Consider the following 13,572-nt stretch of genomic DNA (forward strand, 5'->3'; position numbering starts at 1 on the left):
TGCCGTGCTGATAACAATACCCACTTGCGTTACATCAGCAACTTTTCCGGAAACAAGAGATGAGCAAGACCAAACTCTTTGAGCCCTACAAGCTTGGTCCGATTACACTGCCCAATCGGCTTGTGATGGCGCCGCTTACGCGCAATCGCGCGGTTGCCGGCATGGTGCCCAGTCCATTGGCAGTCGAATACTACGGGCAGCGCGCATCGGCAGGCCTGCTGATCACCGAGGCGAGCCAGGTTTCGCAACAGGGGCAGGGCTATCAGGACACGCCCGGCATCTATTCGAAAGAGCAGGTTGCGGGCTGGCGCAAGGTCACGGATCGCGTGCACGAGCGCGGCGGACGCATCTTCATTCAGACCTGGCATGTTGGACGGGTCTCGCACACCTCGCTGCAGCCCAACAACGGCGCGCCGGTCGCCCCCTCGGCGATGCGCGCCAAAGGCAAGACCTTCGTCGGCGGAACGTTCACCGATATCTCCGAGCCGCGCGCGCTGACGCTGGAAGAAATTCCAGGAATTATCGAGAGCTTCAAACGCGGCACCGCGAACGCGCTGGAAGCGGGTTTCGACGGCGTCGAAATCCATGGCGCCAATGGCTATCTGCTGGATCAGTTCGCCAGGGACAGCAGCAACAAGCGCACCGACGCCTATGGCGGCTCGATCGAGAACCGGGCGAAGCTGATGCTCGAAGTCGCTGCGGTCGTGGCCGCGGAAGCGGGCGCAGAGCGGACCGGCATTCGCATTTCGCCGGTGACGCCGGCCAACGACGTCTCCGACAGCAATCCGCAGCCGTTGTTCGACTATATCGTCGATCGTCTCAACGCGTTGAAGCTCGTCTACATCCACGTCATCGAAGGTGCCACCGGCGGCCCGCGCGACATTGCGCCGTTCGACTACGGCTCCTTGCGCAAGCGCTTCAAGGGGACCTATGTCGCCAACAACGGCTATGATTTCGAACTCGCGACAAAAGTGCTCGCGGCCGATGCGGCCGACCTGATCGCGTTCGGCAAGCCGTTCATCTCCAATCCCGACCTGGTCGAGCGCCTGAAGGCGGGCGCGCCGCTCAATGCGTTCGACAAGGCGACGTTCTACGGCGGCGGCGCCAAGGGCTATACGGATTACCCGGCGCTCGGCGAAGCGCTGGACGCGGCGCAGTAGGCCAACGCGCCTCAGCCGTCATTGCGAGGAGCGCAGCGACGAAGCAATCCAGCTTTCCCGCGGTGCGATGGATTGCTTCGCTTCGCTCGCAATGACGCATAGACTTGTCATACCCGCGAAAGCGGGTATCCAGTAATCGCCGCCGTCAGATAGAATCGAGAAGCCGCGGCGTACTGGATCGTCCGCCTTCGATGACAGCCAGGGACAGAACGGCGCCCTGTCGGATAAGAAAAAGGCCGGGATCGCTCCCGGCCTTCGTTTGTTGTCGCAACCGCCTCAATTAGAAGCGCGCTTTGGAGGCGTTGCCGGCCACGACTTGATCAGCGCGTCGTAGTCGATGGTTTCGCCCTTCGGCTTTTCGTTTGCCAATTTACGCTGCGGCGCGATGGTGCGGTCCTTCTCGGCCTTCGCGAACCAGTATTCGGGCTTCTCTTTCTTGTTGAGCTTCGGCCCGCAGGCACCCTGCACGCCCGATTTCTCGAGGCGCTCCAGCACCGAGTCCTGCGCTGCCGCCAGCGAGTCCATCGCCGCCTGCGGCGTCTTCGCACCGGACGACGCATCGCCGATGTTCTGCCACCACAATTGAGCAAGCTTCGGATAGTCCGGCACGTTGTTGCCGGTCGGTGTCCACTGCACGCGTGCCGGCGAGCGGTAGAACTCGATCAGGCCGCCGAGTTTCGGCGCACGCTCGGTGAACGACTTGTCCCAGATGTCGGATTCACGGGTGAAAGTCAGTCCGACATGGCTCTTCTTGAGGCTCACCGTCTTGGAGTTGATGAACTGCAGATAAAGCCAGGCTGCCTTGCGGCGATCCGGCGGCGTGGACTTCAGCAGCGTCACGGAGCCGGCGTCCTGATAACCGAGCTTCATGCCTTCCTTCCAGTACGAACCGTGCGGAGACGGCGCCATACGCCATTTTGGCGTACCATCCGCATTCACGACCGGGCCCGGCTTCACCATGTCGGCGGTGAAGGCGGTGTACCAGAAGATCTGCTGCGCGATTGCACCTTGCGCCGGCACCGGTCCCGACTCTGAGAAGGTCATGCCTTGCGCCTGCGGCGGGGCATACTTCTTCATCCACTCGAGATATTTGGTGATCGAATAGACCGCCGCCGGACCGTTGGTGTCGCCGCCGCGCTCGACGGATGAACCGACCGGACGACAGCCTTCCATGCGGATGCCCCATTCATCGACCGGCAGACCGTTCGGGATGCCCTTGTCGCCATTGCCGGCCATCGACAACCACGCGTCGGTGAAACGCCATCCCAGCGACGGATCCTTCTTGCCGTAGTCCATGTGGCCATAGACCTTGACGCCGTTGATCTCCTTGACGTCGTTGGTGAAGAATTCGGCGATGTCTTCATAGGCCGACCAGTTCACGGGCACGCCGAGCTCATAGCCATACTTGGCCTTGAACCTGGCCTTGTAGTCGGGGTTGCTGAACCAGTCATAGCGGAACCAATAGAGGTTGGCGAACTGCTGGTCGGGAAGCTGATAGAGCTTGCCGTCCGGGCCGGTCGTGAAGGACTTGCCGATAAAGTCGTTGACGTCGAGCATAGGGTTGGTGACGTCCTTGCCTTCGCCGGCCATGTAGTCGGACAGGATGACCGTCTGTCCATAGCGGAAGTGCGTGCCGATCAGATCGGAATCGTTGATCCAGCCGTCATAGACGTTCTTTCCGGACTGCATCTGGGTCTGCAGCTTTTCAACCACGTCGCCTTCCTGGATGACGTCGTGCTTGAGCTTGATGCCGGTGATTTCGCTAAACGCCTTCGCCAGGGTCCTGGCTTCATACTCGTGCGTCGCGATCGTTTCCGAGACGACGTTGATCTCCATTCCCTTGAATGGCTGAGCCGCCTTCTCGAACCATTGCAGTTCTTTCAACTGGTCGGCCTTGGACAGGGTCGAAGGTTGAAACTCGGTATCGATCCACCTCTGCGCGGTCGCATCGTCAGCGAACGCTGGCGCGGCAATCGTCACAGAAGCCGCAATCAGCGCCGCAGCGCTGCTCATGGTCAGAAAACTATTCTTGGTCAAAGGACCGTTCCTTCTTCTAAAGTGTCGCATGTTGTTTCCTCCGTTGCGGCTACAAACATATTCAGGCCCGGGTTGACCCCGGATCTGCTCTTCTTCGCGAGTCAGACGGTGCGGAAAATTGCAACGGCCGAAACAAGCGAAATCACAGTGGCGAGCCACAGGCTCGACAATTCAATCCCTTCTCCGATCGGAAGCGCCGCGATCGTGTCGGTGCCGACCAGCCCTATCCACACCAGATGAATGACGGCGGCCGTAATCAGCGAAATGAACAGGCGATCGCCGCGCGTTGTTGGAATGCGCAAGATGCCGACGCGTTCGGCTTCCGGATAGGCGACCGCAAGCCAGGTCATGACCGACAAAGTCATTGCAAGCAGCACGAAAAAGATCGCGGTCGGCGCCGTCCAGGCCATCCATGCAATGCTTTCCATGGCACTTATTCCTTCCGCTCGTACGTCGCGGATTGCAGCCCGCTCTCAGCGGGTCGTCCCTGCGAAGGCAGGGACCCATAACCCCTGGCCCCAAAAGTGAAAAAAGGCCTCTGCTCCAGTGCCGAATTGAGAGTTCGCGCCGTATGGGTCCCTGCTTTCGCAGGGACGACTCGTTGAAACGCCTCGCAAAACCGGAATCGGTTCACCATCGGACTAGACCCTGCCGAGCGCGAAGCCGCGCGCGATGTAGTTGCGGACAAACCAGATCACCAGCGCGCCGGGGATGATGGTCAGGACGCCGGCCGCAGCCAGCAACCCCCAGTCCATTCCGGCCGCGGAGACGGTGCGGGTCATCACGGCCGAAATCGGCTTGGCGTCCACCGACGTCAGCGTGCGCGCCAACAGCAATTCGACCCAGGAAAACATGAAGCAGAAGAACGCCGCGACGCCGATCCCGCTGGCGATCAACGGCACCAGAATCTTGATAAAGAACCGCGGGAACGAATAGCCGTCGAGAAAAGCGGTCTCGTCGATCTCGCGCGGAACGCTCGAGACAAAGCCTTCGAGAATCCACACCGCGAGCGGCACATTGAAAATGCAATGCGCAAGCGCGACCGCCCACGGCGTATCGAACAGGTTGATCGCCGAATAGAGATTGAAGAACGGTAGCGCAAAGACCGCTGCCGGCGCCATCCGGTTCGACAGCAGCCAGAAGAACAAATGCTTGTCGCCGAGGAAGCGATAACGCGAAAACGCGTAGGCTGCCGGCAGCGCCACCGAGATCGAGATGATGGTGTTGATGATCACATATTTCAGTGAATTGATGTAGCCGGAGTACCAGCTTTCGTCGGTGAAGATCCGCATGTAGTTGGCGAGGGTCGGCTGATGCGGCCACAGCGTCATGGTCGAGACGATCTCGTAGTTGGTCTTGAAGCTCATGTTGACCAGCCAGTAGATCGGCAGCAGCAAAAAGATCAAAAACAGCGAGAGAATGAGGCGGCGGCCGGGGATCGAATGCATCATTTGGCTCCCGTGTCGACCGGGCGGCGCTCGGCGCCGGCGTTGGTCATGACGGTGTAGAACACCCAGCAGACGATGATGATGATCAGGTTGTAGACGAGCGACAACGCCGCGGCCTTGCCGAGGTCGAACTGTCCGAGCGCGATCTTGACGAGTTCGATGGAAACGAATGTCGTCGAGTTCCCCGGGCCGCCGCCGGTGACCACGAACGGCTCGGTGTAGATCATGAAGCTGTCCATGAACCGCAACAGCACCGCGATCAGCAGCACGCGATTCATTTTCGGCAACTGGATCGCGGTGAACACCGCCCATCGCGAGGCGCCGTCGATCTGTGCCGCCTGGTAATAGGCATCCGGAATCGATTTCAATCCGGCGTAGCACAACAGCGCGACGAGGCTGGTCCAGTGCCAGACATCCATCACGATGACGGTGGCCCAGGCGTCGAACTCGTTGGAGACGTAGTTGTAGTTCAACCCGATGCTGTTGAGCACATAGCCCATCAGGCCGATGTCGGGCCGCCCGAAGATCTGCCAGATCGTCCCGACCACGTTCCATGGAATGAGCAGCGGCAACGCCATGATAACGAGACAGGCGGCGACCCGCCAGCCTTCGCGCGGCATCGAAAGCGCGACCACGATCCCCAACGGGACTTCGATCGCGAGGATCACCGCGGAGAAGAACAGGTTGCGCCCCAGCGACGCCAAAAACCGCTCGCCGAGATCGGTCGACGGATCGAGCAACTCCTTGAACCAGCCGACGCCATTCCAGAAGAACTGATTGTTTCCGAAAGTGTCCTGCATCGAATAGTTCACGACCGTCATCAGCGGCAGGATGGCCGAGAACGCCACCACCAGAAATACCGGCAGTACCAGGAACCAGGCCTTCTGATTGATGGTCTTGTCCATTAGGCCGATCCCTCGATCAGGCGGCTGTCGGCATAGACGTGAACGTGCGACGGGTCGAAGACCAGGCCGGCGACATTATCCGGAACCGAAAATCCCGGCGGCACCCGCGCCGCAAATTTGGCGTCGCCAATTCGCACCCGCGCGAAGCGGATGCGGCCCAGATCATCGATCCGCTCGATGTTCGCCGACAGCAAGCCCGGGACGGGTTGTGCGACGTCGACGAATTCGGGGCGCACGCCGATCTCGATTCTAGCGCCAGCCGGCAAGCCGTCGTAATTCCGGTTCAATGCGATGGTGTGACCGTCGATCAGGGCCTCTCGGCCCCTGACCACCGCCGGCACGATGTTCATGCCGGGCGAGCCGATGAAATAACCGACAAAGGTATGTGCCGGCTTATCGAACAACTCAGCCGGCGTCCCGCTCTGCACCACGCGGCCGTCATGCATCACCACCACCGTGTCGGCGAATGTCAACGCCTCGGTCTGGTCATGCGTGACATAGATCATCGTGAGGTCGAGAGCGCGATGCAGCGCCTTGAGCTTCGACCTCAATTGCCATTTCAGCTCCGGGTCGATCACCGTCAGCGGTTCATCGAACAGCACCGCGGCTACATCGGATCGGACCAGTCCCCGGCCGAGCGAGATTTTCTGCTTGGCGTCGGCGGTCAGCCGCGTCGCCTTGCGCCCAAGATGCGGCGTCAGGTCGAGCAGACGCGCGATCTCCGCGACCCGCGCGTCGATCTCAGGCTTCGGCACGCCGCGATTCTTCAGCGGAAATGCCAGGTTCTGTCCGACCGTCATGGTGTCGTAGATCACCGGAAACTGGAACACCTGCGCGATATTGCGCTTCTGGGTCGACAGCGGTGTGATATCGACGCCGTCGAACAGGATCTTGCCGCGCGACGGCGTGACGATACCCGAGATCAGATTGAGCAAGGTGGTCTTGCCGCAACCCGAAGGCCCGAGCAGCGCATAAGCGCCGCCCTGCCGCCAGGTCATCGAGATCGGCTTCAGCGCAAAGGATTCGGGATCGGCGGCATTGCCGCTGTAAGAATGCGCGAGATCGACGAGGTCAATGCGGGCCATGCTGCATGTCCCTCACATCGCGCCCGGTGCGGCGACCAGGCGGCCGGCCGCGTCGAACACAAAGACATTATTCGGATCGAGCACGGCATCGAGCACGTGGCCGGGCGGGTATTCGTGCACGCCGTGCAGCACGGCGACCCAGTTCGAAGCATCGCGATTGAGATGCACGAAGCTTTCCGAACCGGTGATTTCGGTGACAGTCACGGTGGCCTGAAACGCGTGGCGGCCGGCAATTCCCCTGGCGACCTCGAGCTGATGGGCGCGAAAGCCGACCCGGTAGGCGCCGTCGCCGAGGTTGGCGTAGAGGCCGGTAGCCGGCGCCTTCACGCCGCCGGCATACTGGACCGAGCCGTTGGTTTTTTCGATCAAGACGATATTGAGCGGCGGATCGGAAAATACCTGGGCGACGCGCAGGGTTTCGGGATGGCGGTAGACCTTCGGGGTCGCGCCGGCCTGCAGGACCTTGCCCTCCCACATGCAGACGGTACGGCCGCCAAGCAGCAACGCTTCGGAAGGCTCCGTCGTCGCGTAGACGAAGATCGCGCCGGATGCCTCAAAGATGCGCGGCAGTTCGGTGCGCAATTCCTCGCGCAGCTTGTAGTCGAGATTGGCGAGCGGCTCATCCAGCAGCACCAGATCGGCGCCCTTCACCAGCGCGCGCGCAATCGCCGTGCGCTGCTGCTGGCCGCCGGACAATTGCAGCGGCGTGCGATTCAAATATGGCTCCAGCCTCAGGAGCTTTGCGGCCTCCTGCACGCGCTTCTCGATTTCCGCACGCGGTTTACCCTGCACCCGCAGCGGCGAAGCGATGTTCTCATAGACGGTGAGAGAGGGGTAGTTGATGAACTGCTGGTAGACCATCGCCACCGAACGCTGCCGCACGTCGACGCCGGTGACATCCTTGCCGTCGACAAGGACGCGGCCGGTTGTCGGCTTGTCGAGACCGGCGAGCAGCCGCATGATCGAGGTCTTGCCCGACAGGGTTGGGCCCAGCAGCACGCTCAAGGTGCCGCGCTCCAGCGTCAGCGAGACGCCGCGAATGGTCGGGATACCATCGACGGCGCGCGTGACGTTTTCGAGCGTAACGCTCATGTCCGCCCTCCTGCTTCGCGCAAGGGACTTTCAAGCGGGACACGATGGGCAGCAATCCAGTCGTCGATAGCGGCAATTTCACTGGCCGACAGTCGCAACCCAAGCTTGGATCGCCGCCACACGATGTCGTCGGCGGTGCAGGCCCACTCCCACGACATCAGGTACCTGACTTCGGCCTCCGTCAAGGTGGCGCCGAAGGACTGGCCGAGATCGCCGAGGGATTTCGCATTGCCGAGCAGCTTGCTGGCGCGGGTGCCGTAGGCGTGCGCCAGCCGGTTGGCGTGCGCGGCGGATAGAAACGGATAGTTGCGCATCAGTTCCGCCGTCAGCGCCGCAATCGCGGAAACGTCGAGGTCGCCGCCGGGCAACGGCGATTTTGCGGTCCAGCCTTCGCGCGCCTTGGCGCTGCGCAGATAAGGCGAAAGCCGTTCGAGCGCCTCCTCGGCGAGGCGGCGATAGGTCGTGATCTTGCCGCCGTAAATCGACAGCAGCGGAGCCCCGCCGGGGATGTCGAGTTCGAACACATAGTCGCGGGTCGCGGCCTTGGCTTCGCTGGCGCCGTCGTCATAGAGCGGACGAACGCCGGCATAGGTCCAGACCACGTCTTCGGGCGTGACCGGCTTTGCGAGATATTCGCTGACGGAATCGCAAAGATATTTTATCTCTTCGGTCGAAGCTTTCACCTTGGCCGGGTCGCCATCAAAATCGCGATCCGTGGTGCCGATCAGCGTGAAATCGTCCTGATAGGGAATCACGAACACGATGCGGCCGTCGCTGTTCTGAAACATGTAGGCACGGTCGTGCGCGTAGAGTTTTCGCACGACGATGTGGGAACCCTGCACCAGCCGCACCTTGGCTTTGGCGTTGACGCCCGCGCCCGCCGCCAGCACATCCTCGACCCACGGCCCGCCGGCGTTGACCAGCGCACGCGCGCTGATGGTACGGCGCTCGCCGCTCGATGTGTCTTCGACCGTGACCTGCCAGATTTGATTCTCCTGCCTGATCTCGACCGCGCGTGAACGGGTGCGGATTTCGGCGCCGCGATCCGCCGCGTCCCGCGCGGTGAGAACCACCAGGCGAGCGTCATCGACGAAGCAGTCCGAATATTCGAAGCCTCTTGTATAGCGGTTGGGAATGAGCGGCTGACCGACCTCGTCCCGCGACAAATCGACCGAGCGCGTGGGCGGCAGCAGGTGCCGGCCGCCGATATGGTCGTACAGGAACAAGCCGAGGCGCAGCAGCCAGGCCGGGCGCAATCCTGCGTGGTGCGGCAAAACGAAACGAAGGGGGCGGATGATATGGGGCGCGATCTGCCAGAGGATTTCGCGCTCGATCAGCGCCTCGCGAACCAGCCGGAACTCATAATATTCCAGATAGCGCAGGCCGCCGTGCACCAGCTTGGTCGACCAGGACGACGTCCCGCTCGCCAAATCATTCATTTCACAAAGAAAAACAGAATTGCCTCGGCCAGCCGCATCGCGGGCGATGCCGCAGCCATTGACGCCGCCTCCGATGATAGCGAGGTCGTAAATCCGATCCAACAGACGCTTTCCCCAGCGATCGCTCGTTCGCTTTCGGCGATTTGGCTTTCGGTTTCAATTAAATCACAACGAAAAGCGAAAGCAAGTGAAAACGGGAAACCAACATCCTTCGAGACGCGCGCAAGAGCGCGCTCCTCATGATGAGGTGTTGGACTCCGGAGGTCTTAGGTCCTCATGGCGAGGAGCGCGGTAACGCCGTGCGTCTCGAACCATCAGGCCATGGACGCGGCAGACCCTGGCGGAAGTCGCTTCAGCGCAGGCGGGTGACGGTCGAAGAAGGCTCGGTGCCCGTTTCGTCGAGGTCGGATGCGGGCTTTTCCATCGCCTCGATCACCTCGATGCCGCGGTGATGGCAGATGCTGGCTAGCCCCGCCGGCAGCGCCGCGTCGGTGACAAAGGTCTGGATCTGGCTGATATGGGCGATGCGAACCGGCGCGCTGCGGCGCAGTTTCGTCGAGTCCGCTACCAGCATGACGCTGCGCGCATTGGCGATGATTGCCTGCGCCGCTTGAACCTCGCGATAGTCGAAATCCAACAGCGCGCCCTCCTCGTCGATCGCCGAGGCGCCGATGATGGCGTAATCGACCTTGAACTGGCCGATCAGGCTGATCGCGGTCGAGCCGATGACGGCGCCGTCAGCACGGCGCACCGCGCCGCCGGCCACGATCACCTCGATCCGCGGATGTCTGTAAAGCAGCATCGCCACATTGAGATTATTGGTGATGACCAACAGGTCCTCATGCGAGGTCAGCGCGCTTGCGACCTCTTCGGTGGTGGTGCCGATGTTGATGAAAAGCGAGCAGCCGTTGGGAATCTGCTGCGCCGCGGCCGCGCCGATGGCTTTCTTCTCCTCGGCGGCGACGAACCGGCGCGCTTCATAGGCGAGGTTCTCGACGCCGGAGGCAATGATGGCGCCGCCATGAATCCGGGTCAACGACCTGTGATCGCACAGGTCGTTGAGATCCTTGCGGATGGTCTGGGCGGAAACCTCGAAACGCCGGGCGAGATCCTCCACCATCACCCGGCCAAAGGCGCGGGCGATATTGAGGATTTCATTTTGGCGGTGAGTTAGTCCGGTCACGATGGCACCTCAGACAAAGAGGGCCTTATGGTGCGGCCGTTCCGGCATCCGGTCAACAAGGCAAATCGGCTTCAAAGGCGGATGGAACAGGCCGGTTAGCGGACTTGATGACCGGAACAAATCGGCGCAATGTCAATCGGGAGCTGACGAGCCAACGATCTTGGCTGGGGTCTCGGACAATGCCCGCTTCATCGATAGGACGAATAGTCCTGCCGTCTCTGGCGCTTGTTGCGGCATCTTGTGCAGCAGTCGTCTTCGGCATCGCGCACATACAGCGCGAGCCGCCGGTCGAAACGAAAGCCGCGGTCGCCGCGCCGCCTGCATTGGGCGCTCGAGACGAGGGCTCGGCCGCGCTCGCAACGGCAGAAGCCGAAGCCAACGCCGTGGGAACTGCACTTGCCGGATCGCCCGGCTCGGCGGTAGCGGATGAGTCCGTGCCCGTCTTTGACATTGCCCGCATTGAGCGAACGGGTGACGCGGTCATCGCCGGCAGGGCTCGGCCAGGGGCGGTCGTGGAATTGCTGCGCAATGGCGAACACCATCATCGAGAGGTCGCAGATCAATCTGGACAATTCGTGATGGTCCCTCCCCGGCTTCCCCGTGGAAACTACGAGCTGACGTTGAGGTCCAGACAGCCGGACGGCAGGCAGGAAACCTCCAAACAGAGCGTGGTGGTCGCGTTAGACGAGGTGGAGCCCAACTCCGGCGCGGTCCAATCGCGCGCCGAGGTGCCGTTCAATGTTCCGGAGACGGCGGTGGCAAACCGACAGCCGCCGCACGCGACTGCCGCCACCCCTCCGTCAGATGGAGGCTCGTCGTCCGCCGTTGACGCGCCCAAGGTCACGACCAGGGTCGTATCGCGTGGCGACAGCCTCTGGCGCATCAGCCACATCACTTACGGCGCGGGCATGCGATATGCCATCGTTTACAAAGCGAACCGAGAACAGATCCGAAATCCAAATCGTATTTATCCCGGCCAGATCTTTGTCCTTCCTATGAACGCGCGCTGAAAAGCGGCGGCAATTCTACGATGTCGCTGGCGGTAGGACGCGGAGCGGTTTCCGCATTCGTCGGGCCGTGAACGGACTTCCGTGTCGGTCACGTCGAGGGCTCGGGTTGAAAGTCGCTATTTGAAGCTATCCCAGCCCGCGTCCGGCGCGAACCGGCTGCCGAACTTCGCCTCGAGCCCGCGCAGCGTCGACACCACGTTTTCCGGCCCGCGGCTTCGCGCATAGTTCAGCGGACCGCCGCGGAACGGCGCATAGCCGGTGCCGAAGATCATCGCGCCATCGACCACGTCGGCATTGTCGACAATGCCCTCGCGCAGACACGCGACACAGACGTTCGACATCGGCAAGATCAATCGGTCGACCATTTCCTCCGTAGGCTGCACTGTTGCGGGCGGGCCGGGCGTCTTGTCGGGCTCGCCCTCTTTCCAGACATAAAAGCCCTTCCTGGTCTTGCGGCCGAATTCGGCCCTCGCGACCTTGTCGCGCAGCCATGCCGGCGTCGGCGGCAGCAGATTGCCGAATTTCGCACGCAGCATATCGCCGACATCAAGACAAATATCGAGGCCGACCCGATCGGCGAGTTCGATCGGGCCTATCGGCATGCCGAATTTCTCCGCCGCCGCGTCGATGGTGACCTTGTCGATTTTCTCGTCCAGCATCAGCATCGCCTCGAGCATGTAAGGCGTCAGCGCGCGGTTGACGAGAAAGCCCGGCGAACTCTTGACCTGCAGCGGCAGGCGATCGATGGCGCCGACAAAGGCCAGCGCCTCCTTCAACAATTGCGGAGCGGTGCCGTCGTGGCCGACGACCTCGACGAGTTGCAGCCGGGATACCGGATTGAAGAAGTGCAACCCCACCAAACGCCCCGGCGATTGCAGCGTCGAGCGCAAGTCCTCCAGCGGAATGCTCGAGGTGTTGGTGGCGAGGATCGCGCCCGCCTTCATCTTCGGCTCCAGCTCGGCATAGACCTTCTGTTTCAGCTCCAGCTTTTCCGGCACCGCTTCGATGATCAGATCGGCGCTGCGCACGCCTTCGCCGTCGAGATCGGGTACCAGCCGATCCAGCGCGTCGCGGATGTCGGTGCGCCTGCGCATGATCTTGCCGAACAGATCCGTGGCGCGTTTCATCGCGCCGCCGATCGGCTCCGGCCTGACGTCGGCGAGCGTGACCCGCATGCCGCGCTGGGCACACCATGCCGCGATGTCCCCGCCCATCGAGCCGGCGCCGATGACGCGAACATGACCGATCTTGTTGACGCCGCCGGCGAGTTTCTTCATCTGCTCGCGCAGAAAAAATACCCGGATCAGGTTTTGCGCCGTCGGCGTCACCACCAGACTGGCGAACGAGGCCTTTTCGGCTGCCAGCATCGCGGCCTTGTCGTTGCCGTGCTTTTCCCAGAGATCGATCAAGGCATAAGGCGCGGGATAGTGCGCATGCGGTGCGGCTTTTTCGGCCTCGGCGCGCATTCGCGAGGCGAGAAAGCGCCTAACGGGACTGGAATTGAGAATGGCGTTCAACGGACCGGGCTTGGCGCGTTCCAGGCGGCCGAACACCGCGTCCTTTGCCGCGTTGCGAACATGCCGCTCCTGCGTCACGGCATCGACCAGCCCAAGCGATTTCGCCCGTCGCGCATCGATCGTCTTGCCGGTGAGCATCAGCCTCATGGCCTGCATCGGATTGACCAGGCAGGTGAATCGCGCGGTGCCGCCGAGGCCGGGATGCAGGCCGAGCATCACTTCCGGAAAACCAAAGCGCGCACCGTCGATCGCGATGCGCGACTGGCAGGCGAGCGCGACCTCGAGGCCGCCGCCGAGGCAGAAGCCGTGAATCACGGCGACGGTCGGAATCCTCAGCGTTTCGAGGCGGTCGATCACCGCATGCGCCCGGCCGATCGCCGTCTCGACGCGGCGGGAATCGGTCGCGCCGCGAAATTCGCTGACATCAGCCCCGGCGATGAATCCGGATTTTTTCGCGGAGCGAATGACAAGTCCCGCAGGCCGTTGGCTTTCCAGCGCGGCGAGTACCGTGTCAAATTCCTCGAGAAGGTCGGCCGACAGCGTGTTGGCGCTGGCGCCCTCCCGATCGAACAGCAGCCAGGCAATGCCGTCGCGATCGCGCGTCAGCTTGAAGTGGCGATAAGGTCCGCAGGCGTCCGGCTTCGGCCCGAGTTCGAGCACGCGGTCGCCAAGAACGTCCATGATGCGGCTATCCAT

General features: G+C 62.0%; 12 protein-coding genes. 2 read left to right on the forward strand and 10 right to left on the reverse strand.

What is annotated here, in order from left to right:
- The first annotated feature begins 59 nt into the window (after window positions 1-59).
- Window positions 60-1,160, forward strand: coding sequence for an alkene reductase (locus N554_RS0115295; protein ID WP_029584264.1), 1,101 nt, complete (start codon window positions 60-62; stop codon window positions 1,158-1,160).
- 276 nt (window positions 1,161-1,436) lie between these two features.
- Here the strand turns inward: N554_RS0115295 and N554_RS0115300 are convergent, their stop codons facing one another.
- The 9 genes from N554_RS0115300 to N554_RS42040 all read right to left on the reverse strand — a co-directional run bounded on the left by N554_RS0115300 (window position 1,437) and on the right by N554_RS42040 (window position 10,894).
- Window positions 1,437-3,227 (reverse strand): ABC transporter substrate-binding protein, encoded by a 1,791-nt coding sequence (locus N554_RS0115300; protein WP_029584265.1) that lies wholly within the window; start codon window positions 3,225-3,227, stop codon window positions 1,437-1,439.
- A 71-nt stretch (window positions 3,228-3,298) separates the two neighbouring features.
- Window positions 3,299-3,625, reverse strand: coding sequence for a DUF2160 domain-containing protein (locus N554_RS0115305; RefSeq protein ID WP_029584266.1), 327 nt, complete (start codon window positions 3,623-3,625; stop codon window positions 3,299-3,301).
- Window positions 3,626-3,838: 213 nt separating this feature from the next.
- On the reverse strand, window positions 3,839-4,645 hold the full coding sequence (locus N554_RS0115310; RefSeq protein ID WP_029584267.1) for a carbohydrate ABC transporter permease: 807 nt from the start codon (window positions 4,643-4,645) through the stop codon (window positions 3,839-3,841).
- Window positions 4,645-5,550, reverse strand: coding sequence for a carbohydrate ABC transporter permease (locus N554_RS0115315; RefSeq protein WP_029584268.1), 906 nt, complete (start codon window positions 5,548-5,550; stop codon window positions 4,645-4,647). Before N554_RS0115315 ends, N554_RS0115310 begins: the two co-directional genes overlap by 1 nt.
- Window positions 5,550-6,635 carry an ABC transporter ATP-binding protein gene (locus tag N554_RS0115320; RefSeq protein ID WP_029584269.1) on the reverse strand — a complete coding sequence of 362 codons (1,086 nt, stop codon included), beginning with the start codon at window positions 6,633-6,635 and terminating at the stop codon, window positions 5,550-5,552. The genes N554_RS0115315 and N554_RS0115320 overlap by 1 nt, the downstream gene beginning before the upstream one ends.
- Window positions 6,636-6,647: 12 nt before the next feature.
- A complete protein-coding gene (locus tag N554_RS0115325; RefSeq protein ID WP_029584270.1) occupies window positions 6,648-7,727 on the reverse strand; it encodes an ABC transporter ATP-binding protein in 1,080 nt (359 codons plus the stop codon).
- Window positions 7,724-9,268 (reverse strand): glycerol-3-phosphate dehydrogenase, encoded by a 1,545-nt coding sequence (gene glpD, locus N554_RS0115330; protein WP_029584271.1) that lies wholly within the window; start codon window positions 9,266-9,268, stop codon window positions 7,724-7,726. Before glpD ends, N554_RS0115325 begins: the two co-directional genes overlap by 4 nt.
- Window positions 9,269-9,518: 250 nt before the next feature.
- Entirely contained in the window at window positions 9,519-10,349 is an 831-nt protein-coding gene (locus tag N554_RS0115335) for a DeoR/GlpR family DNA-binding transcription regulator (RefSeq protein WP_029584272.1), read from the reverse strand.
- A gap of 188 nt (window positions 10,350-10,537) precedes the next feature.
- Complete coding sequence (locus N554_RS42040; RefSeq protein WP_245283618.1) at window positions 10,538-10,894, reverse strand: hypothetical protein; 357 nt, start codon at window positions 10,892-10,894, stop codon at window positions 10,538-10,540.
- Window positions 10,895-10,969: 75 nt separating this feature from the next.
- On the opposite strand from N554_RS42040, the gene N554_RS42045 reads away from it, so the two are divergent.
- The gene (locus N554_RS42045) at window positions 10,970-11,359 is read left to right on the forward strand and encodes a LysM peptidoglycan-binding domain-containing protein (protein WP_245283619.1); all 390 of its coding nucleotides are present in this window, start codon (window positions 10,970-10,972) and stop codon (window positions 11,357-11,359) included.
- Window positions 11,360-11,475: 116 nt separating this feature from the next.
- On the opposite strand, the gene N554_RS0115345 is transcribed toward N554_RS42045, so the two are convergent.
- Window positions 11,476-13,572: a 3-hydroxyacyl-CoA dehydrogenase NAD-binding domain-containing protein gene (locus tag N554_RS0115345; protein ID WP_029584274.1), complete on the reverse strand. Its 2,097-nt coding sequence runs from the start codon at window positions 13,570-13,572 to the stop codon at window positions 11,476-11,478.

This window comes from Bradyrhizobium sp. URHD0069 (genome assembly GCF_000701345.1).
Taxonomy (GTDB): Bacteria; Pseudomonadota; Alphaproteobacteria; order Rhizobiales; family Xanthobacteraceae; genus Bradyrhizobium.

Bases quoted from the DNA above. Each gene is read 5' to 3' on its own strand.
- N554_RS0115295 (WP_029584264.1), top strand. From the start codon at position 60: ATGAGCAAGACCAAACTCTTTGAGCCCTACAAGCTTGGTCCGATTACA.
- N554_RS0115300 (WP_029584265.1), bottom strand. From the start codon at position 3,227: ATGCGACACTTTAGAAGAAGGAACGGTCCTTTGACCAAGAATAGTTTT.
- N554_RS0115305 (WP_029584266.1), bottom strand. From the start codon at position 3,625: ATGGAAAGCATTGCATGGATGGCCTGGACGGCGCCGACCGCGATCTTT.
- N554_RS0115310 (WP_029584267.1), bottom strand. From the start codon at position 4,645: ATGCATTCGATCCCCGGCCGCCGCCTCATTCTCTCGCTGTTTTTGATC.
- N554_RS0115315 (WP_029584268.1), bottom strand. From the start codon at position 5,550: ATGGACAAGACCATCAATCAGAAGGCCTGGTTCCTGGTACTGCCGGTA.
- N554_RS0115320 (WP_029584269.1), bottom strand. From the start codon at position 6,635: ATGGCCCGCATTGACCTCGTCGATCTCGCGCATTCTTACAGCGGCAAT.
- N554_RS0115325 (WP_029584270.1), bottom strand. From the start codon at position 7,727: ATGAGCGTTACGCTCGAAAACGTCACGCGCGCCGTCGATGGTATCCCG.
- N554_RS42040 (WP_245283618.1), bottom strand. From the start codon at position 10,894: ATGATGGTGTTCGCCATTGCGCAGCAATTCCACGACCGCCCCTGGCCG.
- N554_RS0115345 (WP_029584274.1), bottom strand. From the start codon at position 13,572: ATGGATAGCCGCATCATGGACGTTCTTGGCGACCGCGTGCTCGAACTC.